This window comes from Hymenobacter aerilatus (assembly GCF_022921095.1).
GTDB classification, from domain to species: domain Bacteria; phylum Bacteroidota; class Bacteroidia; order Cytophagales; family Hymenobacteraceae; genus Hymenobacter; species Hymenobacter aerilatus.
The window spans coordinates 3,468,823-3,492,262 of sequence record NZ_CP095053.1; the positions used below are offsets into that span (position 1 = coordinate 3,468,823).

Consider the following 23,440-nt stretch of genomic DNA (forward strand, 5'->3'; position numbering starts at 1 on the left):
GATATGCCAACCCTGCGACCGGCCAGGCAGTACACAGAGGTACTTGGCCACTCCGGCCGGAACGCCTTTCTCCCTGCATGATGCAAGAAATCCGCACGTTTTCCGCTCCCTCTGAAGATATGTTGTGGCAGCAAGTAGCCGCCGATATGAGCCAACAACCCGATTTGCTGGAGTATCGGGCCCGCCTAGTGCTACCCGATTTTGAAGCGGTGCTGTACCTGGACATCGATCTGGGTGGCGGTTTTGAGGGTGGATTTGCTACTACCAGCCTCGTGGCGATGGTGCCACCCACTACTACCCTGCGCTTTGCCCTGCACGAGCAAGACTGGGTACACGAAATCGGGAAGCTGTTCGGGATGGAAGATGCCCAATTGGGCTACCCCGAAATCGATGATGCCTTCATCGTGAAGACCAACGATGCGCCCCAACTAGCGCAGTTGCTGGCCGCGCCGGAAGCGCGCATCACGCTGGTGCGCCACCCCAAGGCTCGCATCACCCTGGCCCCCACCGACGAAGACGAGCCGCCCTACCCCGGCGCGCTGGTGCTGCGCTTCGAGCAGGACGAGGCCATTACGGACCCAACAACGCTACGCGATATTCACTGGCTGCTGCACACGCTGGCCCGCCCCGCAGGCCCGGTTACGTTCTAGAGTTGAAGCATTACCTCTTCGGTGCCATCCTATACTTTAAATTGTCATCCTGAGCGCAGCGAAGGACCTTCTCACGTGAGAAGGTCCTTCGCTGCGCTCAGGATGACAACGATTTTATACCTCCCCTACCATGTTCAAAATCCCGAAAGACCCCGAACTACCGGCCTGGGTGTTTCTGGCGTTGCGACTAGGTTCGCTACTGTTGGTAGCCATGGTAGCGTGGCTGGTGTGGAAGTGCAGTTAACCTCACCCACCAATAAGCTGCTGCATCTGCCGGGCGTTGCCAATAGCCGACGCGTCGATGTCGTTGTTGAAGTAGAGGTAGGCTTCTCGCACGTGCGGCGCGGCTTGGATTTCGTCCTCCACGCGTTGCAGAAACGCCTCGGGGTAGGGCGACTTATACAGCTCCGGCACCCCATGAAAGCGGTAGTACACGAGCCCGGTGTTCGTCACCACTTCATCGGGCAGTTCGGGGTGGCTCTGGCCTACGAAGGCAATGTTATTTCGGGCTAGTGCTTGGTACACGTGCCCCATCCACCAACTGGGGTGCCGAAACTCCACTACGTTTTGGAAGGTCGAATCTAGACTATCAAGGATGCGCTCCAGACGTTCTTCGGAATAGCTTAGCCGCGGCGGCAGCTGAAACAGTACGGGGCCTAGCTTTTCGCGCAGCCCTTCCTGGGCCGTGCCGTAGAAATCGGCGAGTAGCTGTGCGGTGTCGTGAAACTGCTTGTAGTGCGTAATCAGGCGGGGCGCTTTCACCGAAAATCGGAACTCGGGCGGGCTCTGCTGGTACCAGCTTTCCATGAACGACAGCTGCGGAAAGCGGTAAAATGTCACGTTCAGTTCCAACGTGCGGAAGTGCTGACTGTAGAACTCGAACCAGCGCCGTTGCGGGAACTTGTCGGGGTAGAATACGCCTTTCCAGTGTCGATAGTGGTAGCCAGAACAGCCAACGTGCCAAGTAAGCATACGCAGAGAAAGAAGTGCCTGGTGTAGCATACGCAAGCCAGCGGGCCATCGGCGAAAGCCAACAGATCATTATCTTGATGCCCCGTGCAGCTTACTTGCCACTGAGCCGTTGCACGATTTTTTGCCTTCGGGGTCACCCAATGCCGGTTCTTTCTTTTAGCTGCTACTCTATGAAACACCTTACTACCTCACTGGCTGCGCTCCTGCTTAGCACATCCGCGTACGCCCAATACAGTCAGACTGCCATCAAAACCTTACCCTACCCTCAGACCAAAAAGGTCGATACCGAAACGACCTACTTCGGCACCAACGTGGCCGACCCCTACCGCTGGCTCGAAGACGACCAGGCCGCCGACACCAAAGCCTGGGTGCAGGCCGAAAACAAAGTAACGCAGAACTTTCTAGGCCAGATTCCTTACCGCGAGGCCATCAACAAGCGCCTCGAAACGCTGTGGAATTATGAGAAATACGGCGCGCCGTTCAAGGAAGGCAAATACACGTATTTCTCGAAAAACACGGGCCTGCAAAGCCAGTCGGTGCTGTACCGGCAAATAGGTAATGGCGCGCCCGAAGTGTTCTTGGACCCCAACCAATTCTCGAAAGACGGCACCACGTCGCTGGCTGGTCTCAACTTCAGCAAAGACGGCAGCCTGGCCGCCTACCAGATTTCGGAGGGCGGCTCCGACTGGCGCAAGGTCATCGTGCTGAAAACCGCTGATAAAGCCATTGTAGGCGATACGCTGAAGGATGTGAAGTTCTCGGGCCTAGCCTGGAAAGGCAACGACGGCTTCTACTACAGCAGCTACGACAAGCCCAAGGAGGGTAGCCAGCTGGCTGGCCTCACGCAGTACCACAAGCTCTACTACCACAAGCTAGGCACGCCACAGAGCCAAGACAAGCTCATCTTTGGCGGCGATAAAACGCCCCGCCGCTACATCGGCGCCTACCTCACCGAGGACGAGCGTTTCCTGGTTATCACGGCGGCCAACACCACCACCGGAAACGAGTTATATGTACAGGACCTGAGCAAAGCGGGAAGCGCCATTGTGCCCGTAGTAGCTGACGAGAAAAACCAGAACAGCATTGTGGAAAACGTGGGCAGCAAGCTCTACATCCACACCAACCTGAACGCACCCAACTTCCGACTGGTGACCGTGGACGCGGCCAAGCCTACTTCTGCCAACTGGAAAGACCTGATTGCGGAGACGAAGAACGTGCTGGACATTTCCACCGTGGGCGGCAAACTCTTCGCGCACTACCTCAAAGACGCTACCTCGCTGATTGAGCAGTACGACCTCAATGGCAAGAAAGAACACGCCATCGACCTACCCTCGGTAGGCTCGGCGGGCGGCTTCGGCGGCAAGCGCGAGGAGAAGGAAACGTACTACACGTTCACGTCCTACATCTACCCGCCTACCATCTTCAAGTACGACATTGCCACCGGAAAATCGACGGTCTACAAGAAGCCGAACGTGCAGTTCGACCCCACCAAGTACGAGTCGAAGCAGGTGTTTTACCCTTCCAAGGATGGCACGAAGGTTCCGATGATTATCACCTATAAAAAGGGCACGGTGATGAACGGCAAGAACCCTACCCTGCTCTACGCCTACGGTGGCTTTGGCGTAAACCTGACGCCGGCCTTTAGCACATCCAACATTTTGCTGCTCGAAAACGGCGGCATCTACGCTGTACCCAACCTGCGCGGCGGTGGCGAGTACGGTGAGACCTGGCACCTGGCTGGCACCAAGCTCAACAAGCAAAACGTGTTCGACGACTTTATTGCCGCCGCCGAGTACCTGATGCAGAACAAGTACACGTCGAAGGACTACCTCGCCATTTCGGGCGGTTCTAACGGCGGCTTGCTTGTAGGGGCCGTGATGACGCAGCGCCCCGACCTGTGCAAAGTGGCTTTCCCGGCGGTAGGCGTGCTGGATATGCTGCGCTACAACAAGTTCACGGCCGGCGCCGGCTGGGCCTACGACTACGGCACCGCCGAAGACTCGAAAGAGATGTTTGAGTACCTCTACAAGTACTCGCCCTACCATGCTCTGAAGCCAGCGTCCTACCCCGCCACCATGGTCACCACCGCCGACCACGACGACCGGGTAGTACCCGCGCACTCATTTAAGTTTGCCTCGCGCTTGCAGGAAATGCAGAAAGGCTCGGCCCCGGTGCTCATCCGCATCGAGACGAAAGCCGGCCACGGCGCCGGCCGCTCCACGGCCCAGGTCATCAGCGAGCAGACCGATAAGTGGGCGTTCATGTTCTACAACATGGGCGTGCCGTACAAGGGCGCGCAGTAAGCACTCATCAAAAGCCAAAGAGGCAACCCTACCGTGGTAGGGCTGCCTCTTTGGCTTTTATGCTTGATACTAGAAAGCAATGTAAGTCGTAGTCGTTTTTGTTGTAGAAGTTACATCAAGTCGCCTTACAACGGTAGTCGTACGAAGTTGCATTGTCGTGGATGTCAGCTGAAGTAATTCTGCTTTTTCTGTATGATCGGTGCCATTCAATTTTCCTGAAACAGTCAATTCTGTTTCATCAGCATTCAACGACCATGTGAATATCTGTGTCTGAGGATCTGTTGTGGAACACTTTGTAGCTCCCTCGTCAGCAACTATAGTTTTATCTATGTTATACTTTGCAAAATTGTCTTTTTGGCAGCTTGTGAGTCTTGTATAGCCATCGAAACCAGTTGCTATAGGTGATATTCCCTCGGCAGTTACCGTTCCCGTTGCTGATATAGCTGTAATACGCCAGTTTTTAGCTGTCAGCATTGTCTCTTTCGCCGTAAGCTTGGATGTGGGTGCTGCTTGATCAGCATCTTCTTTGGTGCAGCCAACCATTAATAAGGCTGCGCACAGCCCGATTGTGTACGCGTAAAATTTAGTCATGAACTAAAAGGAATTGTATAAAATGAAATCACATGGTGTGCATAAGCCAATATGTTGCCGTAAAATTGTATATTTTTAATAAATATAACCTGAACCTGTTTCTTACATATAGTATCTTTGGTTAACCCTATTTACTACAACATCCGAATTAGGAATTTGGTCGATTAGGCTAAAACACCTACATCAGACTGTATCGATTCGCTACCTGCACTCCCTACCTTTTGCCGCGCTACGGGCTGCACAAATCGCCCACTCCGTAGTTCCTGCCGCAGCTGCCATAGTTCCTCGTGTAGTGCCGCAATCCGTGCCGGCCACTTCGGCGTCGCAATCATCCGTATCGCGTTCGATGAAAAACGTGGCCAGGGTAGCCGTGAAGTAGCCGAACACCGTGAAGCCGTACAGCGCCAGCAAGAAGCACAACGCGCGGCCTTCGGGCGTGCGGGGCCAGTAGTCGCTGCCCAGGCTGATGAGCACCATGGCCGTCCACCACAGCGCCTCGGGGTAGGTGGTGAGGCCGCCGGGCTCTTGGTTTTCGAAGGCGTACATGCCGGCCGCGCCCAGTAGCAGCACCACTACCGTTACACCCAGCACATATCCTACCCCGCGCTGCCCGAAGCTGCTCGACAACGCCCGCATCCCTCGGTTCAGGGAGCCCACTACCTTCACCAGCCGCAGCCCGCGCACCGCCCGTGCCGCCCGAAACACCCGCGCCAGCCGAAACAGCCGCAGCGCCGGCGCCAGCAGTGAAATCAGCGTGATGACGTTATTTTTCAGAAACGGCAGCTTCTGGGGAGCCAGCGTGAACTTGAGCAGGAAATCCAGGATGAACACCACCCAGATGCCGTTGCTCAGGATTTGCAAGGCGGGTGTGAGGCCCCAGATCAACTCAACCCCCAGCAGCACCAACTACACAAAGCCCAGCACCAGCATGGGCGTTTCCTGCCAGTCCGTTATTTGCGCCAGTAGCTCGTGGCGCTCCTGTTGCAACTGTTCCTTTTCGGTGGGAGGGGTAGGCATGCGAATGCCAATGGTGTGCGTCTATTCCATACGCGGCGAGGTAGAGGGAGTTGGTTTGCTAATAGCCACCTCACCGTGTAGCAGCCAGTCGCCGCGAGCGAACTACAGAAAGTGGCAGGGCGCTGCTTTTAGATAGAACCAGACGCCTGCTCCAGCGTCATCCGCCAAGGCATTATGATGTCTTAAATAAATTTTTACGCATCAACTTTGAAATACAAAGTTCTTTCACATCCTTTGTATCGCACATCGCTACGGAGCCTCTCTCAAGCGTGGCATCCTGAATAACAGTATGTTTCACTTCTAATTTCATCACTACAACTCATCTTCTTATGTCACTCTCCAAAAGCCTTCTTCTCGTTGCCTTGGCTACCGGGCTGCTCCTGCTGATTCCGTTAGTAGCGATGCAGTACACTGCCGAGGTAAACTGGACCTTCTCCGACTTTGTGTTTGGCGCCGTGGTGTTATTTGGAGCGGGCTCCACGTTCGTCTTAATTGCCCGAATGGGCAGCAACGGCACGTACCGGGTGGCTGCCGGCGTGGGGGTGGTAGCGGGGCTACTACTGGTGTGGGCCAATGCAGCTGTGGGCTTAGTAGGAAGCGAGGATAACCCCGCCAATCTGCTCTACGGCGGCGTGCTAGCCGTTGCCCTACTTGGGGCTTTCGTTGCACGGTTCCGCCCATTGGGCATGTCCAACGCCATGTTTGCGGCGGCGCTTACCTATGTGCTCGTCACGGCCATTGCGCTGTTTGTATGGACACCCTCGGGTGAGGCGGCCGAACCGCAAGTACGCCTACTGAATGTGCTGGTCGCCAACGGCGTGTTTGCCGCTATCTGGGCCGTTGCGGGCGTGCTGTTCCGCCGCGCCAGTGCCGTGGGTTCCGCTCCGAACCGGCAATTGGCTTAGCCCACGTGCTCTACCCTACCTCCTCCTTCGTTTAGCACTACCCATATGGCTCTCAGTAACCGTACTTTTCCGCTAACCCTAGCCGCTCTGTGTCTGTTGTCTATCCCCTTCGTGGTAGCTCAGTTTAACAATGGAGTCGTATGGACTTTGGCTAACTTCATCATTGCTGGCATCCTGCTACTAGGCGCAGGTCTTTTGTATCTCTTGGTTGCAAGCACAGCCCGCAATGGCACTTACCGGCTAGCGGCTGGGGTAGCGGTGGCGGCAACGTTCCTGCTCGTGTGGGGCAATTTGGCCGTGGGGTTTATTGGGAATGAGAACAACCCCGCTAACCTACTGTACATCGGCGTGCTGGCCGTTGGTTTCATTGGGGCCGTTGTAGCGCAGCTCCAGCCACTGGGTATGGCCAAGGCTATATTTGCCGCAGCTCTTACCCAATTTGCCGTTCCGTTTGTGGCCCTATCCATCTGGCGGCCAGAGCTTACCCTAGGGGTCTTGTGGGTGATTGTGCTGAATACATTGTTTGCTGGAATTTGGGTAATGTCGGGGTGGCTGTTTCGGCGAGCTGGAGCCATTGGTACTAGGACAAACTAGATGGTGGATGTTTGGTAACTGTCCCGCGTGCCCGCCACTGAAGGAACTACAGCTTCTTTGTAGCTTGCGACTATTTCTGCCAAGGTTTATCTTCAAGCATATTTGTGGTTACTAGTATACTAAAATTATTTAGCTCATTAATACTTAATGGCTTTGCACATTATAATCTCAATAATCGAATTGAATATTTTAAGCTTAGGTTGAGGTGGCATAACCCTCCTGAAGTCAAGCGTGTAGTTGATAAACCAATATATATACGTCAGACATTCGTTTTGTCACTGAAGACTAGCTTAAATAGAAGGGCGATTTTTAAGAACAGGTTTGATAATGAGAATCTTAAATATGTTATCATTGATGGCTTCACTGGACTCGATGCTTATATATTCCCAAATGCAATTAGTGTAAGGTCAAAACAATACCTTTCTAAAGGCAGTATTGGCTGTTGGCTTGGGCACTATTCAATCTGGATGGAAGCAGCTAACCAAAAACTTGAGTATTCAATGATATTTGAAGATGATGTAATTCTTACTAAGGATTTCAATAATTTATTAAGCTGCGCATTCGATAAAGTTCCATCTGACTTTGACATATTATTTCTAAACTCTGGAAACAACTATCCTCATAACAAACGTTTTATTGTAAATGAACTTTTTTTTACTCCTTATCAAATTAGGAATGGAGCCTATGGTTACATTATTAGTTATAACGGAGCAATAAAGCTTTTAAATATGATACCAACCGTACAAGTAACACGAGGCGGAGTTGATTCGGCTATTGGGGTATTAATCAGGAATAAGAGGATAACAGCTTACCATCTTAATGAGCCGCTCTGCTGGGTTGATTTTTCATTTATTAGTAGTATCAAGTAAAATTAATGGAAAATTTCTTCACAAGTGAATCTATCGCCTTGTTGGCATTAGGCCTAATTATCGTTGGGATTATTAAATTTATTTATTATTACAAAGCATTCAATATTGCAATTTTAAGGTATATAGAATCATCGGAAATACTGGTGTTATTCGCTGATAATATTTCAATAGCAGCTGCAGTAGTCTTACTTCTTTTACCACCGTATATGTACTCTATATTACCTTATGTACAAAGTGAGGCAAATGTTAACTATTCTTTTACTGAAAGGTTGAGCAACTATTGGAGTGTGCTTTCAACACACTTTATTTATCAATCTATAATAGCTACAGCAGGCATTATATTCACTTTTATTCGCAAAAGAATAACAAAATATGAACGTTGGACTTATCTCCCTTTGTCAGTATTTATTATCTTCATTCTACCTTTATTAACCATTGAAGCTGGTTATTGGGCTATTCCTGTTATAAAGCCTGCTAACGTTGTTATGCTTGGACTTGTATCTAATTTCATTGTTCTGATACTCCTTGCTACTCACAATGAAATATATAAGGTAAAAAAACGAGGATTTTTTAACAAAATGTCGTTTGAGTTTGAAGATAATACAGTTATTCCTAACGATGCGTACTTTGTAGGCAAGGTAAAATCTTTTATTTTCTTTTATAACCCTATCAATAATGAATCAATTACTTACTCTACAAGCAAACTAAAATGCGTAAAATATAAACCAAATTAAACGAAGACTTTTCACAGGATTAAGACTAGCATTGACAAAAAGGCATATTTTATATTTGATTGATTAATCAATTCAGACAAAACGTCAGACAAAATCCCCTAGCACCTCGTTTGCTATGTTCTGCGTAGAACTTCCTAACCCGAAGCACCTACTAAGACTCTAGCAATCATGAACTTTAATAACTATACCATCAAGGCGCAGGAGGCCGTGCAAAAGGCCACCGAGATTGCCGGCGCCAACCAGCAGCAGGCCATTGAGACGGGGCACTTGCTGCAGGGAATTCTGCAATCGGATGAGAACGTGGTAGGTTTCCTAACCAAGAAGTTGGGTGCCAACCAAAACCTGCTGACCCAACGCCTGGATGCCATTGTGAATGGCTACCCTAAGGTGAGCGGAGGCTCGCCCTACCTCGCCAACGATGCCAACGCGGCATTGCAGCGGGCTACGGGCTTTTTGAAAGAATTCGGCGACGAATACGTGTCGATTGAACATATGCTGCTGGGTATCCTGGGTGGCAAAGACAGCACGGCCACGTTGCTGAAAGATGCGGGCTTCACGGAGAAAAACCTGAAGGCTGCTATTAAAGAACTGCGCGGAGGCCGCACCGTGAACAGCCAGTCGGCCGAGGACCAGTACCAAAGCCTGAACCGCTACGCCATCAACCTGAACGAGCGGGTGCGCACCGGCAACATGGACCCGGTGATTGGCCGCGACGAGGAAATTCGGCGGGTGCTGCAGATTCTGTCGCGCCGCACCAAGAACAACCCGGTGCTGCTCGGTGAGCCGGGTGTTGGCAAGACCGCCATTGTGGAGGGTCTGGCCCAACGCATCGTGGCCGGCGACGTGCCCGAAAACCTTCAGGACAAAACCATCATGTCGCTCGACATGGGCCTGCTCATTGCGGGCGCCAAGTACAAGGGCGAGTTTGAGGAGCGCCTGAAAGCCGTTATCAAGGAAGTGACTGACTCGGAAGGCCAGATTGTGCTATTCATCGACGAGATGCACACCTTGATTGGCGCTGGCGCGGGTGGCGACTCCGCCATGGACGCCGCTAACTTATTGAAGCCTGCCTTGGCTCGCGGTGAACTGCATGCTATTGGCGCCACTACCCTCGCCGAGTACCAGAAGTACATCGAGAAGGACAAAGCTTTGGAGCGGCGCTTTCAGGCCGTGACGGTAGACGAGCCCACGGTGCCGGATGCCATCAGCATCATGCGTGGTATCAAGGAGAAGTACGAGCTGCACCACGGCGTGCGCATCACCGACGATGCCGTGATTGCCGCCGTGGAGCTGTCGAACCGCTACATCACCGACCGTTTCCTACCCGACAAGGCCATCGACCTGATGGACGAGGCAGCCGCCAAGCTGCGCATTGAGCTAAACTCGATGCCGGTGGAGCTGGACGAGGTGCAGCGCCGCATCATGCAGCTGGAAATTGAGCGGGAGGCCATCCGGCGCGAGGAAAACCACGACCGCGAAGCCGTGCTCAACAAAGAACTGGCCGACCTCGGCGAGCAGCGCGACTCGTTGAAAGCTCGTTGGGAATCGGAGAAATCGGTACTCACGGACATCCAGACGCAGAAAGAGAACATCGAGCGCTTTAAGGTAGAAGCCGAGCAAGCCGAGCGCCAGGGTGACTATGGCCGCGTGGCGGAGCTACGCTACGGCAAAATCCAGGAAGCTGAAGCCACGCTAAAAACCTTGCAAGAGCAAGCCAACGCCAACAAAGACGGTGGTTCGATGCTGCAAGAGGTAGTGACTAGTGAGGACATTGCCGAGGTAGTAGCCAAGTGGACCGGCATTCCGGTGAGCAAGATGCTCGCCAGCGACCGGGAGAAACTCTTGCACCTGGAAGGTGAGCTAGGCCGCCGCGTAGCGGGTCAGACCGAAGCTATTGCAGCTATTTCGGATGCCGTGCGCCGCTCGCGGGCTGGCTTGCAGGACCCACGTCGCCCGATTGGCTCGTTCATCTTCCTGGGTACGACGGGGGTAGGGAAAACCGAGCTGGCAAAGGCTCTGGCTGAGTACTTGTTCAACGACGAAAACGCCATGGTGCGCATCGACATGAGCGAGTTTCAGGAGCGCCACGCCGTATCGCGTCTCATTGGGGCACCTCCCGGCTACGTGGGCTATGATGAGGGTGGTCAGCTGACCGAAGCCGTGCGCCGCAAGCCCTACTCCGTAGTGCTGCTCGACGAGATTGAGAAGGCGCACCCCGACGTGTTCAACATCTTGCTGCAAGTGCTCGACGATGGCCGCCTCACCGACAACAAAGGCCGGGTGGCGAACTTCAAGAACACCATCATCATCATGACTTCGAACACGGGGGCCGATATCATCCAGCGCAATTTCAAGGAGCTGAATGAGTACAACGCTGAGGAAGTGCTCGACCGCACCCGTGAGGAGGTAGTCGACCGCCTAAAGCAGCACATGCGTCCCGAGTTCCTGAACCGGATTGACGAAATCATCATGTTCGAGCCGCTGAAGCGTAAGGAAATCCGCAAGATTGTGGACATCCAGTTCAAGCAGATTCAGCAGCGCTTGGAAGAAGCTGGTATCCGCCTGGAAGCCACCGACGAGGTGCTTGACTACCTGGGCGAGGCCGGGTTCGACCCGCAGTTCGGCGCCCGCCCGCTCAAGCGCGTGCTCCAGCGTCAGATCCTGAACGAGCTGTCGAAGGAAATCCTCGGCGGCCAGGTGTCGAAGGATTCGGTAGTAGAAGCTGTGCTGGAAGATGGTCACATCCGCTTCGTGAACGTGGAGCTGCCGACTGTGGAGTAAGCTGGTTTCGACTGTAAGTAGAAAGCCCCGTCGGCACTGTGCCGATGGGGCTTTTGCTCTATTATTTGAAGTGCTTCGATTTCAAACGCTTCTTAACATATGGTGGTAGAATGCCTGATTTCTCATACAGCGCCACTACCTGCTCTTCTTTCGCATAGCTGAAACGCGTGAGCTTGCCTACGCCAATACTCACTGGTATCCCTCCAAGTATTGCTGCCCCGATGATTGTTCCGCCAGTAGAACTACTGAAGGCAGCCGAATTATTATTGGTTGCCACAGAAGCAACACGACCAGCGAGTATAGCGCCAGCTGCCGCCCATATCCAGCCACCAGTCTGGTGTTTGCTAAATACACGTTGCACGGCGCGTATGGTATCAGAGTGGGAGAATGTAGCAGGTGGTGCTACTGGTACACTGGTCGATTGCGCGTATAATTCACCGCCAAATAGCAGCATGCTACTTACAGCGAGTACCCGTTTAGTCATTGCGTGATAGATATAGAGTAAGACGGATTAAAGCTAGTCAAACGACAATGCCCTTATTTCTATTTCAATACTTCACATCATAAATGCGTTGGTAAAAGCCGTACTGGAAGACGACCACATCCAGCTCGTGAACATGGAGCTGTCTACTGTTGGTAGGCGATTTCAGCATAGATGAAAAAGCCCCGCCAGAACAATGCCAGCGGGGCTTTTGCTTACGACTTGAAGTGCTTCGTCTTTAGCCGCTTGCTGATGTAACGTGGCAGTACGCCTGTGTTTTGATACAGCGATAGTACCTGTTCTTCTTTCGCGTTGCTGAAACGCACCAACTTACTGATGCCAATGCCAGCTGGTACCCCTCCACCTACAACTAGACCGGTGATTGTCTGACTAGCAGGGGTAGGAAGAGGATCAGAGCTATTGCTAATTGCTGCAGACGCGACGCGGCCGGCAAGTATGGCCCCAGCAGTCGTCCATATCCAGCCACCAGCCCGATGTTTGCTGAATATGCGCTGTACAGCTTGTACAGTGTCAGCGCGGGAGAAGTTGGTCGTGCGCAATTCAGCTTTTTCAGCCGATTGAGCCTGTATTTTACCGCTAAGTAGCAGCATACAGCTAATAACAAGTACACGTTTGGTCATGGAGTAATAGGAATAGATAAGTGAACCTGCTAAAGCTAATAAAACCTATTGATTCTTCTATTACTCCAATAATTTGAATAGCAAGAGGATGTCCGTTACACAGCTACCGCACCTGGGCCTGCGGGTGGCGCTGGTCGTATTCCATCTGTTCGCGGAGCAACATTCGCATTTGGGCTGCCTCCTCGAAATGTACCGGCTTCAAACGCCGCCGATACTTGGCGGGTATTGGCTGCCCAGCGGCATAGGCTTGGTCTACTGCTAGTAAATGCTTCTTATTATACGTATTTGCGTGCAGGATAAAGCCCACTATCGTACCGGCCAGAATAGGCACGCCCAGCGGTGGCGCAATGGCTTTCTCGGCTGTTACCTGCTGGCCATAGCTGTCGGTAGTGGAGATGGGTAGGGACAAGGACACGCCCACGATAAAGGGAATAGTATACACATACCCACCCCGCCGCTGCCGCCGAAACATGGAAAGCAGGGCGCCCGTTGTGTCGGCTTCGGCACCGGTTGGCTGGTAGCGTGGCAGGTACCAGCCATTAAATAGCAACACCGCTCCCGAGTCGGCAGGAGACTGGTGGCGAGGCAGCGGAGACCCAGAAGTTACTGACTGGGCCTGCAAGGTGCTGGCACAAAGCATTGCCAGCCCCAACATGAGAATCAATCGCATACGCTAAGCAGCTTTGTATTTAACAGCTTTATAGGGCACCAGAACCTGCTTAAAAAATCGCGGCTTAAGGCGGTGACGCACATTTGCGGGTAGCGGCTTGCCAGCCCGCACATCTGCAATAAGAGCCGCTTGCTTCGCAGCGCTAAAACGGGCCAGCTTGCTCGCACCATAGGCATCAAACAGCAACATGATGCCTATGCCAGCCGCTATACCACCTGTACTAGCCCCATCGTTTACCACCGCCGTGCCATAGGAGCCAGAAACTGTCTTTTTCTGACTGGCAGCCGTCAGCACCCGGATGCCGCCCAGGGTACTCCCGGTAATCCAACTGATGCCGCCTACCCGTCGGCGCGAGTATAGGGTAGTGAGGGCATGCACGGTATCTTCGGCGGCAGCCATCGGACCATCGGCAGCGGGAATCACATCGTTGAAGGGACGACCGGACAGAGGCAGTTCTTCAGAGGCTGGTGCGGCTGGCTTTTCGATGGGGGGTAGGGTCTCCGTTTGGGCGTAAGCCGCACTGGCGCTCAATAGCCAAAAAGCAATAAGGGGTAGCTGTAACTTCATGAGGTAGAGTTTAGTAGGAAATAAAGCCAAGCAACCTACTACAACTTTAGCGCAGAAAAAACACAGTTAGGCTATTTTAAAGATAGGAGGCTACTTTTTCCACGTAAAAGTCCAAGAGTAGCCTAATCAATGGGACGTTGTACTACCTGCCCGTATCGCTTGGATCGTCCTGCTCCTTACCTCACAGAAGCACAACTGTAGCGCTCATAAGTAGTGGGTTACTTGGGTTGCGGCAAGCCCAGCCGTAGCAACTTTCGGCTAATGCGGGGAGTAGAACAGGGGAATGGAAGTAGCCCTACCCTGTGTTGTTGCGCTTCCTATGCCCAGCTGTTTCAGCCCGTTAGCCCAACTGCTCTATCGTTCTGAAACGCCACTAGCACATCACAGAAGCAGGCTGGATTATGCTGACGGCGCATGGCCGATTGCCAACGATAAGCTGACTACATGGAAAACATAGACATCTGGGGTGGTGTGGAGTGCACCTGCCGACGAGTGGGCGACGCGTACTCCGATCAGCTTACGCGTAGCGGCCACCGCAACCGGATTTCGGATCTGGACCGGTTTGCGGAGTTGGGTTTGCGCACCTTGCGCTACCCGGTTTTGTGGGAGCATGTGGCGCCTACCAGCCTGGACCAACTTGATTGGCGCTGGCCCGACGAGCGCCTCACGCGGCTGCAACAACTGGAGATAGAGCCAATTGTGGGCCTGGTGCATCATGGTAGCGGGCCGCGCTATACCGCCCTCGATCAGCCGGGTTTTGCTACGGGCTTGGCTCATTATGCCGGCTTGGTGGCCGAGCGCTACCCGTGGGTACGCTACTACACACCCGTCAACGAACCTCTGACTACAGCCCGCTTCAGTGGCCTCTACGGGTTGTGGTACCCGCACGGCACCCACGACAATGTATTTGTGCGGCTGCTTTACCATCAGGTGTTGGCTACAAAGCTGGCTATGCAGGCCATCCGACGGGTGAATCCCGCGGCGCAGCTTGTGCAGACCGAAGACCTGGGCCAAACACACCACACCCCTACCCTGGCCGCGCAAGCCGAGTTTGAGAACCACCGCCGCTGGCTGAGTTTTGATTTGCTTAGTGGCACCGTTACACCCACGCATCCGCTGTGGTCGTATCTGCGCCACCACGGCCTGAGCGAAGCGGAACTGAGTGTTTTTCAGGAGTCGCCACTACCGCCCGATATTCTGGGCATCAACTACTACGCTACCAGTGAGCGGTTTCTGGATGAGCGAGTAGAGCAATATCCGGGACACGGCGTCATACCGGCTACCGATAACCATCCGGCGTATGTGGATGTGGAGGCCGTGCGCGTACCCGATGCCGAAATGACGGGGCTGGAAGAGCTGCTGCGCCAGGCCTGGACGCGCTACCGTCGCCCGCTGGCCATCACCGAATTGCACCTGGGTTGCACCCGCGAAGAGCAGATGCGCTGGCTTCAGCAAGCCTGGGAGTCTGCCAACCACCTGCGCCGCACGGGCGTGGACGTGCGCGGCCTGACGGTGTGGTCGCTGCTGGGCGCCTTTGATTGGGACAACCTGCTCACCCACGATGGGGCTTCGTATGAAAGCGGCGTTTTTGATGTGCGCAGAGGAGAGCCCCGGCCCACAGCACTTTTCAAGATGGTACGTAACCTCATCCGGCACGGCCACCACCACCACCCCGTTTTGCAAAGCCCGGGATGGTGGCAGCGCCCCATCCGTTTCTATTCAGCTGCTTGAATTCACCTACTATGGACAACCTTGATATATCAGCGGCGATGCCACCCCTACTCATTACGGGTGGCAACGGCACGCTGGGCCACGCTTTCCGCCTGATCTGTGGGATTCGGGGGCTGGCCACTATCAGCTTGGGTAGGGCTGAACTAGATATTACGGATGCCGAAGCCATTGCGGCAGCTTTGCGGCAGTACGAGCCTTGGGCTGTGGTGAATGCGGCCGGTTACGTGCGGGTAGATGCCGCCGAAACCGAGAGCAGGCAGTGCTACCAAGAAAACACGCTGGGCCCTACCCTGCTAGCGCAGGCCTGCGCTGCCCAGCATGTGCCGCTGCTTACCTTTTCTTCCGATCTGGTCTTTGATGGAAAGCAGCGCCGTGCTTACCTCGAACACGACCCCGCTCGCCCCCTCAACGTGTATGGGCATAGCAAGCTGCAAGCCGAGCAAGCCGTACTAGCGCATCACTCCAAGGCGTTAGTGGTACGCTCCAGTGCTTTTTTCGGGGCCTGGGACGAGCACAACTTTGTGCACCACGCCCTGACGGCTGCCCGGCTGGGCCAGCCTTTTGCGGCCGCCGCCGATGTGGTAGTTTCCCCTACCTACGTGCCCGATTTGGTGAACACTGCTTTGGATTTGCTACTGGATGAAGAGCGTGGCATCTGGCACTTAGCCAACGACGGTACCTGCACCTGGGCCGAGCTAGCGCGCCTAGCCATCGAAACTGCAGGTTTGGACTCAGGTGGCGTAGTATCCCAGCCGGCGGCCTCGTTTGGGTGGGCTGCCACGCGTCCGAATTTTAGTGCTCTAGGCAGTCAGCAGGGCATGCTGCTGCCCAGCTTGGAAAGCGGATTGCACCGCTACCTGGCCGACGAGCAGCTAGTACGCTCGACCCATCCACCGGCTTACCTAGTAGCTTAAGACACTATGTTGTGCCCTACCGCAACTTACTTCGGCTACAACATCACTACACCAGTGGAACTTGCCGTACCTTTTGGTTCTGTATCACCTCGTAAAGAAAATACGCGTTTTCCCGACGGGGGAATCCGTGTTTCTGACGCCACCCACGGCTTTTTGCACCGTACACTAAATTGAGTCTATCCTTACGGCAATCCGTATCGACGGACTGGGGCGTGGGCTGGGGCGCAGGGCGTTGTTACCACCCCCACATGTTGTGGCACGCTCCCATGCACTTATAATTGGTGGGAGCGTGCCTATGGCATATCGCCCTTCTTTAAGAAACTATTGGCGTTACTACTGAACGGTGTAGAGACGCAAGGTTGCGTCTCTACACTCTACACTGTTTCGGCTACCTCGTTAGCTAACGCAAACAGCCTCTAAATAATCGACGTTATGCTTCCGCCCATTTGTAGCGGCGCTCCTTCCACTCGATGGGGTGCGGCAATACTGTGTAGACCAGTACGGCTAGCGACATAAGTGGCAGGTAGAATTCATAGAGCAACAGCACCGGCAGCCGCTCGCGGTGCCCCGCCTGCCGGAGTGTGATAGTCAGAAACAGCGTCTGGCAAACCACCTTCGCAGCCCATATGCTTCCGATGGCAGCAAGCGGCAACAGGCCCGGCCAGCCAAGTACCGTGTAAAACAAAGCGTAGGACCCAAACAAGACACTGAGCTGCCAGGGTAGGTGCGCGGAGCCCTTCATCCAACGTTTGCGTTGGCGGAGCAGGTGCCGCACAGTAGGTTGCGCCACCGATATACCCAGCGCAGTGGGCACCACCAGATTGCGAAACTGCCACCCCTGCGCCACTACCCGCTCAAACAGTTGCAGGTCTTCGCTGATGCTGAAAGCCAGGGCCTCGTAGCCCCCAATGGATTCGTAGGCCGCACGGCGCACCAGCATATTGTTGCCAACTGCCGTTACGGGCACTCCCCAATCGGTGAGTAGGCGAATCAGGTTGAGTCCGAACAGCCAGTCGAGCCCCTGCAAGCGCCCAAACAGCGAGCCGCCCGCCGTGGTAATGCCCGTGACGATGCCCACGGCCGGGGTAGTGGCGGCTAGCATGGTGTGCACCCATTCGGGCGAAAGGGCCATATCGGCATCGGTAATCAGGAAATAGTCGGCGGTAGCGGCGCGGCAGAGGTGGGCCAGCACGTTGCTTTTACCACGGGCTGTACCCAGGCGACGCCGGATGGATAGCAGCCGAAACTGCGGCTTATCAGCAACGAAACGCTGCACTACCACCCGCGTTTCGTCGGTAGAAGCGTCGTCGCCAATCAGGATTTCCAGTAGTTCCGTGGGGTAGTTTAGGGCCGCCAGTGCCTGTAGGCACCGCTCAATGGAGGCTTCCTCGTTGCGTGCTGCCACCAGAATACTCACGCGCGGGTAGCGCTTTGGTAGGTGGTGGGTAGGGCGGGGCCACAACAGCACGAGCAGCACCAGCACATACAATCCGAAGAATGCGCCGAAGAACAAGGGTGCAAAAGTCATAGTTATTCTGTCTCGTCACGTCAATAATTCGCTCTCTTACCTGTATATAAGCCAGGCGGAACCTGGCTTGCTTCTGCACTGCTTTCACAGCACGTCCAGGCTTCGCGACTACTTGCTATACGCCTTGGCTGCAGCGTACTACTACCCATAAAACCCGTAATTTAACCCGAGTAAACAGGGATTTTACCCTACGTATTTCCCGCGTTTTCCTTCCTTCGCGTCTTTCTACCCTTGCTGTCAACGAGCATCCTTGCTCCTACCCTCCGCCTGCGTGTAACTCGCAGGGAGTATACGCAAGTACATCGGCAGCTACAGGAGGTTTTGATTTGGGGAGGCTGTAGCCCCCATCCCATTGCTCAGCTATATGCCAACGGCCGTATATGCGCTAGTTTGTTAGCTTTGCCAGATGTCGTCCGTCTTCCAGACCTACTTCCAGCTCGGGTTTTTCCACATCTTCAACCTGCAGGCCTACGACCATCTGGTGTTCCTGCTGGCCTTGTGTGCGCCGTATGTACTCAGCGACTGGCGGCGGGTAGTGGCGCTGGTCACGAGTTTCACGGTGGGCCACAGCATCACGCTGGCCCTAGCTACCCTGAACGTGGTACAGTACAGCCCAGCGCTGATTGAGAAGCTGATTCCGGTGACGATTCTTATCACCTGCATCGTCAACATTGTGCAAGCTGGCCGGGCCAATACCCGCCCCATCAGTGCCCCTACCCGGCGCGAGCCGCTGGTCCTTACCCTGCCCAACCTGCTGGCAGCTAGCTTTGGATTAATTCACGGGCTGGGGTTTTCGAGCTACCTGCGGGAGCTGTTGGGCAAGCAAAGCAAGCCGGTGCTGGAGCTGCTCAGCTTCAACCTGGGCGTGGAGGTAGGACAACTGCTGATTGTGGGCCTTATTCTGCTGCTGGGCTTCCTAGTGCTGCGCGGCTTCGACGCCGTGCGCCGTGATTGGGTACTAATTACCAGCGGGGCCGCCCTAGGCATTGCCCTTGTGCTGCTAATAGGGTAGGCGCTTTGGCCGTGCAACGCTCGGTAGCTGCCTTTTGTCTTTACGGGCGCAGCTACGCGTGCTTTTGAGTATATTTGTTTCCCCTCCTTTTTTCTTGTTTCCTTCCTGATTTTCATGCTGAAACACTACCTGCTTCTGACGGCTGGCGTAGCGATGCTGACGGCAACCGCCCCGGCTCTGGCCCAGAGCACCAACTCTGGCACCGATAAGTTTGCCCAGCTTGGCCCCGAGTTGCCGACGCCTAACGAGTACCGCACGGCCAGCGGTGCCCCCGGTCACGCCTACTGGCAGCAGCGCGCCGACTACAACATTCGGGTGAAGCTGGACGACGAGAAGCAGGCCATTACGGGCTCCGAGGACATCACCTATACCAACCTCTCGCCCGACGAGCTGCCCTACCTCTGGGTGCAGCTCGACCAGAACATCATGGACAAAAACTCCATGACCACGTCCACCCAAACCAGCCAGTTGCAGACGCGCATGCCATTCCAGGCCCTCGACTACATCGAGCGGTCGGACTTTGATGGCGGGTTCAAGATTGAGTCGGTGAAGATGAAGGGCACAGCGCTGAAGCACACCATCAATCATACGATGATGCGCATCGACCTGCCTACCCCTTTGAAGCCTAAGCAGTCGGTGACGTTCAGCATTGCCTGGCACTACAACATCAACGACCAGCTGAAAATCAACCAGCGCTCGGGCTACGAGTTTTTCCCCAAAGACGGCAACTACCTCTACGAAATTGCGCAGTTCTATCCCCGTATGGCCGTATACTCGGACTTTCAGGGCTGGCAGAACAAGCAGTTCCTGGGCGCGGGCGAGTTTGCCCTACCCTTCGGCGACTATCGCGTGAGCATCACCGCGCCTTCTGACCACGTTGTGGGCTCTACCGGCACACTGCAAAACCCCAATGAGGTACTGACCAGCAAGCAACGTCAGCGCTTGGCTAGCGCCCAGGGTGCCAGCAAGCCCGTGCTGATTGTGACGCAGGCCGAAGCCGAGCAAGCCGAAAAAGGCAAGCCCAAAGGCACCAAAACCTGGACCTACGTCGCCAAAAACGTGCGTGACTTCGCCTGGGCGTCGTCGCGGAAGTTTATCTGGGATGCCATGGGCATCAAACAGGACGGCAAGAACGTGCTGTGCATGAGCTACTACCCCAAGGAGGGAAATCCGCTGTGGGGCCAGTACTCCACGGAGGTAGTGGCGCATACCATCAAGACCTACTCTAAGTTCACGATTCCTTACGAGTACCCCGTAGCTATTTCGGTGCACGGGCCGGTGGGCGGCATGGAATACCCTATGCTTTGCTTCAACGGTGGCCGGCCCGAGGCTGATGGCACGTACTCGGCAGAGCGGAAATACGGGATGATTTCGGTGATTATCCACGAAGTGGGCCACAACTTCTTCCCGATGATTGTGAACAGCGACGAGCGCCAGTGGACGTGGATGGACGAGGGCTTGAACACCTTTTGCCAGTACCTCACCGAGCAGGAGTGGGAACGTAATTATCCCTCGCGCCGCGGTGAGCCGCGCAACATGGTCGACTACATGAAGTCGGACCCAAGCGTGCAGACGCCCATTATGTCGAACTCCGAATCGGTGCTGCAACTCGGCAACAACGCCTACGGCAAGCCCGCTACGGCCCTGAACGTGCTGCGCGAGACGGTGATGGGTCGTGAGTTGTTCGATTACGCCTTCAAGCAGTACGCTACCCGTTGGGCCTATAAGCACCCCGAGCCTGCCGACTTCTTCCGCACCATGGAAGACGCCTCGGCCGTGGACCTCGACTGGTTCTGGCGCGGCTGGTTCTACACCAACGACCACACTGATATCAGCATCGAAGGCGTGAAGTCCTACACCGTTGACTCGAAGAACCCCGAGGTAGAAAATGCTCTGAAGCGTCAGCAGATCAACGCTGCGCCCAAGAGCATTTCGGACATGCGCAACCTCCAGGACATCCCCAAAACACTGGTGGACAAGAAGCCCGAGCTGAAGGACTTCTACAACAACTATGACCCGCTGAACACCACCGCCGCCGACAAGCAGCGCTACCAGCAGTACGTGAAGGCGCTGAAGCCCGAGCAGCAGCAGCGCCTCAGCCAGGGCCTCAACTTCTACGAGGTAGACCTTAAGAATATTGGTGGCCTGGTGATGCCTGTGATTGTGGAAATGACTTACGCCGATGGCAAGAAGGAAATCGTAAACATTCCGGCCGAAATCTGGCGCAAGAACAACGCGCACGTGACGAAGGTGTTTGTGACCGAGAAGCCCGTGACGGCCTTCGTGCTGGACCCCTACCAGCAAACCGCCGATACCGACCTCTCGAACAACGCCTACCCTCGCCAGGTAGCACCCTCACGCTTCGAGCTGTTTGAGTACCAGCAGCGCCAGCAGCAGAACCCTATGCAACAGCAAGTATCGATGCAGCAGAAGGAAGACAAGCCAACGAACACCAGCGCCGGCGGCACGAACTAATCTGTACCATTTTCACGTACCACAGAGAGCCGGGCCCCTGCGTCCGGCTCTTTTCGTATCTTAAAATATCGAAAACGCTGCCCCCCGTAGCATACTACTAAATAATCTCTCATGGGACTACTCGACGGCCTCCTCGGCAACGCTTCCGAAAAAGACGCGCAGGAACTACAGCAGCAACTCAACCGCATCCTGGCTTCCGGCGAGCGGATTGAGCATGCCTATGCCGTCATTCGCGACCAGATTATCTTCACCAACAAGCGTTTGCTTCTGGTAGACAAGCAGGGCATGACGGGCAAGAAACAAGAGTTTCTGAGCGTGCCCTACCGCAGCATCGAGCGATTCTCGATGGAAACGGTGGGGCATTTCGACCTCGAGTCGGAACTGAATATCTGGGTGCGCGGGCAAGTTGAGCCTATCCGCAAAACCTTCCGTAACGACAAGAGCGTGTACGACATCTACCGCGCCCTGGCCGACTACGCACTGTAGCGGACGACACCGCGCTGCCTAGGCAACCTCACCACACGTACGTGCCCGCCGCCCCTGCCTCCAGGGTAAGACTTACAAGTTTGCCTTTGTAGCGAATACTGAACGTCTGCGGCGTTTTCTGGTCATTTTGTACCAGTACTACAATTTGGCCGGCAGGGGTGCGGAATGCCACATTGGGCAGCGTGCCTGTTGCCGTGGAGGCAATACGCACCGAGCCCGGCCGCACAAACTTGCTTGCATGGGCTACCACGTAATAGGCCACATTGCGCTGCACCTGGTTGCCATCGAGCGTGAGGGCACCCAGGCACTCGGTGCAGCCGCCCGGCGTGTGAGGGTTCTGCTGAGGGTCGGCCGCCAAGTTCCATTCCAGCACCGTTTTGGCCCAATTGCGGGTAGCGCCAATCATCAGCGTTTTCATGTGCCAGCCTAGGTTATCCTCGAACTTCGACTTCGCCCCTACCCACTGCTCAGTGAAGTAGATGTTCTTATCGGGGTAGGCCTCGTGCACCTTCGATAGCGCCTCTATGGGACCCGCATAGAGATGAAAAGCCGACCCATCGACGTACTTGCGCGCCTCGGGGTCGTTGAGGATGGCGAGGGGGTAGTCGGGGCGGTCGGCGTTGTGGTCATACACAATGATTTTCGTGTCGATTTTCGCGGCTATGAAAGCCGGCCCCAGGCTGTTCTTGATGAACTCAGCCTGTTGCTCGGCCAGCATCAGCAGGCTGGGGTTGTTGCCGGGGTGCAAGGGCTCATTCTGCACCGTAATGGCATCTATACGAATTCCTTCGGCCTTCATGTCCTGCACGTACTTCACAAAATACTGCGCGTAGGCATTGTAGAACGCTGGTTTTAGGGAGCCGCCTTTGCTGTTACCATTGGTCTTCATCCAGGTAGGCGGCGACCAGGGGGAGCCCAGGATTTTGATGTTGGGGTTGATGGCCAGAATCTCTTTCAGCGCCGGAATCAACTCCTTACGGTCAGGGTCGAGACTGAACTTGGTGAGTTGCGGGTCAGTCTGACCTTCCGGCATGTCATCGTAGCTGAACACCACCGGGTCGAGGTCTGATGCGCCGATGCTCACGCGCAAGTAGCTCACCCCAATGCTGCCCGCGGCTTTTGGGTCAAATAACTCTTTCAGCAAAGCTGTTCGCTCGGCCTGGCCCATCTGCAGCAGCAGGGTAGCGCTACCCCCCGTAAGGCAGTAGCCAAAGCCGTCGATGGTCTGAAATTGCTGGCTGTCGTCAATCTCAATTACAGAAGCACTAGCCTCAGTGCCAGCTACAAACTCCAGCGTAGTTGGCTGGCGCTGAAACAGCTTGGTTTGATCGGGCGTGGTGACCCACTGCACTACACTAGCGCCGCTGCCGATGCTGGTAGTAAAAGACTGCTGGCAACTGGTGGCGCTCATCAGCAAGGCCGCGCTCAGCGCTACCAGTTGCCATATCTTCTGGAAGTGAAGCTGCATACAAGAATAAAGAACAGAGCCGTATACCAATGACTTGGCGCTTTGTGCGCA

21 protein-coding genes are annotated in these 23,440 nt (G+C 54.7%); 12 read left to right on the plus strand and 9 right to left on the minus strand.

Annotation, left to right across the window (positions count from 1 at the left end; translation table 11 throughout):
- The first annotated feature begins 77 nt into the window (after window positions 1-77).
- Complete coding sequence (locus MUN82_RS14510) at window positions 78-650, plus strand: hypothetical protein (protein WP_245091551.1); 573 nt, start codon at window positions 78-80, stop codon at window positions 648-650.
- 246 nt (window positions 651-896) lie between these two features.
- On the opposite strand, the gene MUN82_RS14515 is transcribed toward MUN82_RS14510, so the two are convergent.
- A complete protein-coding gene (locus MUN82_RS14515) occupies window positions 897-1,622 on the minus strand; it encodes a DUF72 domain-containing protein (RefSeq protein WP_245091553.1) in 726 nt (241 codons plus the stop codon).
- 170 nt (window positions 1,623-1,792) lie between these two features.
- Between MUN82_RS14515 and MUN82_RS14520 the strand changes: the two genes are divergently transcribed.
- Window positions 1,793-3,925, plus strand: coding sequence for a prolyl oligopeptidase family serine peptidase (locus MUN82_RS14520; protein ID WP_245091555.1), 2,133 nt, complete (start codon window positions 1,793-1,795; stop codon window positions 3,923-3,925).
- A 69-nt stretch (window positions 3,926-3,994) separates the two neighbouring features.
- Here the strand turns inward: MUN82_RS14520 and MUN82_RS14525 are convergent, their stop codons facing one another.
- Both MUN82_RS14525 and MUN82_RS14530 read right to left on the minus strand, forming a co-directional pair.
- Window positions 3,995-4,516 carry a hypothetical protein gene (locus MUN82_RS14525; protein ID WP_245091557.1) on the minus strand — a complete coding sequence of 174 codons (522 nt, stop codon included), beginning with the start codon at window positions 4,514-4,516 and terminating at the stop codon, window positions 3,995-3,997.
- A gap of 201 nt (window positions 4,517-4,717) precedes the next feature.
- Entirely contained in the window at window positions 4,718-5,419 is a 702-nt protein-coding gene (locus MUN82_RS14530; protein ID WP_245091559.1) for an ion transporter, read from the minus strand.
- Between the two features lie 443 nt (window positions 5,420-5,862).
- Here MUN82_RS14530 and MUN82_RS14535 point away from each other — a divergent pair, with 443 nt between their 5' ends.
- From MUN82_RS14535 to clpB, 5 genes are all read left to right on the plus strand, one after another.
- Entirely contained in the window at window positions 5,863-6,438 is a 576-nt protein-coding gene (locus MUN82_RS14535) for a hypothetical protein (protein WP_245091561.1), read from the plus strand.
- Between the two features lie 45 nt (window positions 6,439-6,483).
- Complete coding sequence (locus MUN82_RS14540; RefSeq protein ID WP_245091563.1) at window positions 6,484-7,032, plus strand: hypothetical protein; 549 nt, start codon at window positions 6,484-6,486, stop codon at window positions 7,030-7,032.
- Window positions 7,033-7,304: 272 nt separating this feature from the next.
- Window positions 7,305-7,901 (plus strand): glycosyltransferase family 25 protein, encoded by a 597-nt coding sequence (locus MUN82_RS14545; protein WP_245091565.1) that lies wholly within the window; start codon window positions 7,305-7,307, stop codon window positions 7,899-7,901.
- 5 nt (window positions 7,902-7,906) lie between these two features.
- Entirely contained in the window at window positions 7,907-8,635 is a 729-nt protein-coding gene (locus tag MUN82_RS14550) for a hypothetical protein (protein WP_245091567.1), read from the plus strand.
- 168 nt (window positions 8,636-8,803) lie between these two features.
- Window positions 8,804-11,416 carry an ATP-dependent chaperone ClpB gene (clpB, locus tag MUN82_RS14555; RefSeq protein ID WP_245091569.1) on the plus strand — a complete coding sequence of 871 codons (2,613 nt, stop codon included), beginning with the start codon at window positions 8,804-8,806 and terminating at the stop codon, window positions 11,414-11,416.
- Between the two features lie 61 nt (window positions 11,417-11,477).
- Here clpB and MUN82_RS14560 read toward each other — a convergent pair whose 3' ends face one another.
- The 4 genes from MUN82_RS14560 to MUN82_RS14575 all read right to left on the minus strand — a co-directional run bounded on the left by MUN82_RS14560 (window position 11,478) and on the right by MUN82_RS14575 (window position 13,775).
- A complete protein-coding gene (locus tag MUN82_RS14560; RefSeq protein WP_245091571.1) occupies window positions 11,478-11,870 on the minus strand; it encodes a hypothetical protein in 393 nt (130 codons plus the stop codon).
- A gap of 242 nt (window positions 11,871-12,112) precedes the next feature.
- Window positions 12,113-12,538, minus strand: a complete 426-nt coding sequence (locus MUN82_RS14565; RefSeq protein WP_245091573.1) for a hypothetical protein — start codon at window positions 12,536-12,538, stop codon at window positions 12,113-12,115.
- Between the two features lie 103 nt (window positions 12,539-12,641).
- Window positions 12,642-13,208: a hypothetical protein gene (locus MUN82_RS14570; protein WP_245091575.1), complete on the minus strand. Its 567-nt coding sequence runs from the start codon at window positions 13,206-13,208 to the stop codon at window positions 12,642-12,644.
- A 3-nt stretch (window positions 13,209-13,211) separates the two neighbouring features.
- Window positions 13,212-13,775, minus strand: coding sequence for a hypothetical protein (locus tag MUN82_RS14575; RefSeq protein WP_245091577.1), 564 nt, complete (start codon window positions 13,773-13,775; stop codon window positions 13,212-13,214).
- Window positions 13,776-14,219: 444 nt separating this feature from the next.
- On the opposite strand from MUN82_RS14575, the gene MUN82_RS14580 reads away from it, so the two are divergent.
- On the plus strand, window positions 14,220-15,506 hold the full coding sequence (locus MUN82_RS14580) for a family 1 glycosylhydrolase (protein WP_245091579.1): 1,287 nt from the start codon (window positions 14,220-14,222) through the stop codon (window positions 15,504-15,506).
- An 11-nt stretch (window positions 15,507-15,517) separates the two neighbouring features.
- On the plus strand, window positions 15,518-16,420 hold the full coding sequence (locus MUN82_RS14585; protein WP_245091581.1) for an SDR family oxidoreductase: 903 nt from the start codon (window positions 15,518-15,520) through the stop codon (window positions 16,418-16,420).
- A gap of 430 nt (window positions 16,421-16,850) precedes the next feature.
- On the opposite strand, the gene MUN82_RS14590 is transcribed toward MUN82_RS14585, so the two are convergent.
- Window positions 16,851-17,948, minus strand: a complete 1,098-nt coding sequence (locus tag MUN82_RS14590) for a glycosyltransferase (protein WP_245091583.1) — start codon at window positions 17,946-17,948, stop codon at window positions 16,851-16,853.
- Window positions 17,949-18,354: 406 nt separating this feature from the next.
- Here MUN82_RS14590 and MUN82_RS14595 point away from each other — a divergent pair, with 406 nt between their 5' ends.
- The 3 genes from MUN82_RS14595 to MUN82_RS14605 all read left to right on the plus strand — a co-directional run bounded on the left by MUN82_RS14595 (window position 18,355) and on the right by MUN82_RS14605 (window position 21,921).
- Window positions 18,355-18,960, plus strand: coding sequence for a HupE/UreJ family protein (locus MUN82_RS14595; RefSeq protein ID WP_245091585.1), 606 nt, complete (start codon window positions 18,355-18,357; stop codon window positions 18,958-18,960).
- 114 nt (window positions 18,961-19,074) lie between these two features.
- The gene (locus tag MUN82_RS14600) at window positions 19,075-21,435 is read left to right on the plus strand and encodes a M1 family metallopeptidase (RefSeq protein ID WP_245091587.1); all 2,361 of its coding nucleotides are present in this window, start codon (window positions 19,075-19,077) and stop codon (window positions 21,433-21,435) included.
- A gap of 111 nt (window positions 21,436-21,546) precedes the next feature.
- Complete coding sequence (locus MUN82_RS14605; RefSeq protein WP_245091589.1) at window positions 21,547-21,921, plus strand: PH domain-containing protein; 375 nt, start codon at window positions 21,547-21,549, stop codon at window positions 21,919-21,921.
- 28 nt (window positions 21,922-21,949) lie between these two features.
- Here MUN82_RS14605 and MUN82_RS14610 read toward each other — a convergent pair whose 3' ends face one another.
- Window positions 21,950-23,389: a glycoside hydrolase family 30 protein gene (locus MUN82_RS14610; protein WP_245091591.1), complete on the minus strand. Its 1,440-nt coding sequence runs from the start codon at window positions 23,387-23,389 to the stop codon at window positions 21,950-21,952.
- Window positions 23,390-23,440 lie beyond the last annotated feature (51 nt).

Bases quoted from the DNA above. Each gene is read 5' to 3' on its own strand.
- MUN82_RS14510 (WP_245091551.1), top strand. From the start codon at position 78: ATGATGCAAGAAATCCGCACGTTTTCCGCTCCCTCTGAAGATATGTTG.
- MUN82_RS14515 (WP_245091553.1), bottom strand. From the start codon at position 1,622: ATGCTTACTTGGCACGTTGGCTGTTCTGGCTACCACTATCGACACTGG.
- MUN82_RS14520 (WP_245091555.1), top strand. From the start codon at position 1,793: ATGAAACACCTTACTACCTCACTGGCTGCGCTCCTGCTTAGCACATCC.
- MUN82_RS14525 (WP_245091557.1), bottom strand. From the start codon at position 4,516: ATGACTAAATTTTACGCGTACACAATCGGGCTGTGCGCAGCCTTATTA.
- MUN82_RS14535 (WP_245091561.1), top strand. From the start codon at position 5,863: ATGTCACTCTCCAAAAGCCTTCTTCTCGTTGCCTTGGCTACCGGGCTG.
- MUN82_RS14540 (WP_245091563.1), top strand. From the start codon at position 6,484: ATGGCTCTCAGTAACCGTACTTTTCCGCTAACCCTAGCCGCTCTGTGT.
- MUN82_RS14550 (WP_245091567.1), top strand. From the start codon at position 7,907: ATGGAAAATTTCTTCACAAGTGAATCTATCGCCTTGTTGGCATTAGGC.
- clpB (WP_245091569.1), top strand. From the start codon at position 8,804: ATGAACTTTAATAACTATACCATCAAGGCGCAGGAGGCCGTGCAAAAG.
- MUN82_RS14560 (WP_245091571.1), bottom strand. From the start codon at position 11,870: ATGCTGCTATTTGGCGGTGAATTATACGCGCAATCGACCAGTGTACCA.
- MUN82_RS14565 (WP_245091573.1), bottom strand. From the start codon at position 12,538: ATGACCAAACGTGTACTTGTTATTAGCTGTATGCTGCTACTTAGCGGT.
- MUN82_RS14570 (WP_245091575.1), bottom strand. From the start codon at position 13,208: ATGCGATTGATTCTCATGTTGGGGCTGGCAATGCTTTGTGCCAGCACC.
- MUN82_RS14575 (WP_245091577.1), bottom strand. From the start codon at position 13,775: ATGAAGTTACAGCTACCCCTTATTGCTTTTTGGCTATTGAGCGCCAGT.
- MUN82_RS14580 (WP_245091579.1), top strand. From the start codon at position 14,220: ATGGAAAACATAGACATCTGGGGTGGTGTGGAGTGCACCTGCCGACGA.
- MUN82_RS14585 (WP_245091581.1), top strand. From the start codon at position 15,518: ATGGACAACCTTGATATATCAGCGGCGATGCCACCCCTACTCATTACG.
- MUN82_RS14590 (WP_245091583.1), bottom strand. From the start codon at position 17,948: ATGACTTTTGCACCCTTGTTCTTCGGCGCATTCTTCGGATTGTATGTG.
- MUN82_RS14595 (WP_245091585.1), top strand. From the start codon at position 18,355: ATGTCGTCCGTCTTCCAGACCTACTTCCAGCTCGGGTTTTTCCACATC.
- MUN82_RS14600 (WP_245091587.1), top strand. From the start codon at position 19,075: ATGCTGAAACACTACCTGCTTCTGACGGCTGGCGTAGCGATGCTGACG.
- MUN82_RS14605 (WP_245091589.1), top strand. From the start codon at position 21,547: ATGGGACTACTCGACGGCCTCCTCGGCAACGCTTCCGAAAAAGACGCG.
- MUN82_RS14610 (WP_245091591.1), bottom strand. From the start codon at position 23,389: ATGCAGCTTCACTTCCAGAAGATATGGCAACTGGTAGCGCTGAGCGCG.